1 protein-coding gene and 2 pseudogenes are annotated in these 1600 nt (G+C 73.6%); all 3 read right to left on the reverse strand.

The genetic code is table 11. The annotated features are described in order from the left end of the window. Positions 1–543, reverse strand: a pseudogene (locus G3O00_RS42355) (hypothetical protein); the annotation flags it as partial. Next, on the reverse strand, positions 540–1409 hold the full coding sequence (locus tag G3O00_RS42360) for a pilus assembly protein (protein ID WP_206146563.1): 870 nt from the start codon (positions 1407–1409) through the stop codon (positions 540–542). The pseudogene G3O00_RS42355 and the gene G3O00_RS42360, both read right to left, overlap by 4 nt. Beyond that, positions 1406–1600 (reverse strand): annotated as a pseudogene (locus tag G3O00_RS42365) (fimbrial protein); the annotation flags it as partial. The pseudogene G3O00_RS42365 and the gene G3O00_RS42360, both read right to left, overlap by 4 nt.

Genomic DNA, 1600 nt, shown 5'->3' on the forward strand with positions numbered 1-1600 from the left:
CCCGCTGCGGATCGGCCTCGTGCTCGACCCGATGCTCGCACCGGCACTCGCCGACGACACGCGCGCGGCGCTCGACGACGCGGCCGCGCTGCTCGAATCGCTCGGCCACCATGTCGAGCCGGCGACGATATTGAGGCCGGTGAACCGCGCGAACGCGTCGAACGCGGCCGCGAGCCCCGCACCCTGCAGATTCAGCGAGATTCGCCGCGTGTCGTCCGCATCGCCCGGTTGCCGTGCCCCAGCGTCGCCCATCCGGGCCGGCGGCGCCAGCGGGATCGGCGGCCCCTCCAGCCCGGGTGCCGCGATGGCGGCCTCCGCCTGAAGCGCCGCGCGACCCGCGTGGTCGAACGGCGGCGGGCCGGCCTCCGTCGAGACGGTGTGATCCGCACCGTCCACCGCGCCTTGTGGCAACGGCACGCCCGGCACCTGCGTCTCCAACGCTGGAGCAGGCCAGACGGCCGGCAGCGGCGGCAATGACGCGCTTGCACTGGCCGCGGTCAATCCGGCCCAAACGGCGAGCAACCGACATCCGGGCTTCATCATGGCCGCCTCCCGTCGTTCAGGGTGACGCGGTACGCGCCGTCCGCCGTCGCGAGCGTCACGGCGACGGAGTCGACTCGCACCACCCGCGCGGCCCCGAGGGCTTCGCCGGGTACCACGGCCGTGAACGCGCCGTCACCATCGTCGAACAGCGCGAGACCGGCATGCCCGTCGCGGAACGTGCCGGCCAGGCGGGCAGCCGCCCCCTCCGCTTCCGACGAACCAGCCTCGCCGAACGGATCGGCGCCGGGCGCGCCAGCCAGAACCGACGCCTCCCCGCCCGTGGACGTTGGCGCCGGCAACCCCGGAAACACGTCGACGGACAGTTCCACGCGCGCGGCCTCCTTGCCCCGTTCGACGCGCAGCGCGGACGGCACAGCCAGCACCGGGAAACGCGCCAGCCCGCCGACCATCTGCAGCAACGCGCGAAAGCCGCCGTCCGCGACGATGCGCACCGCGCGCCGGTCGTCCGGTGCCGCACCATCGGCGCGCAACGGTTCGATCGATACGTCGCGCAGCCCGCTCGACGCGGCGCGATCCGCCAGTTCCAGCATCAACGCGGCCCATTCCGGCGCACGCGGCGAGCGATCGCCGTGTGCCGCCGCCGGCTGCCCGTCACGTTGCCGGGCCGCAGCCGTCAGAACACGCTGTGCGTCCGCCTCACGCGTCTGCGCCGCCGCCAGCAACGCGCGGCTGTACGCAAGCCCGCTCCAGTCGGCGGTATTTGCCAGATGAATGCCGCCCGCCAGCACGGCCGCGAACGCGAGCGCGCAGCCTGCGATGTGTGCAGTCGCCGGCGACACGCGCCGCATGCCACCCCGCCATGCGGCGCCGCGCGGTGCGGATCGATGCACGAGCGCCGCCGTCATGCACCACCTCCCGATGCATTCCGAGGCGCCATCGCGTCGAGCCAGCGCAGCTGGACCGAGAACCGGAACGGCATCCCGCCTGTCACGACCGGCGCATCCGAAGCAGGCTTCAATGCATCGATATCGATCCGCCAGCCACGCTGCTCGCGCGCCATCCCCGCGAGCCATCGCGCGGCCGCCCGGTAGCTCGC

This window comes from Burkholderia sp. Ac-20384 (genome assembly GCF_017104605.1).
GTDB classification, from domain to species: domain Bacteria; phylum Pseudomonadota; class Gammaproteobacteria; order Burkholderiales; family Burkholderiaceae; genus Burkholderia; species Burkholderia lata.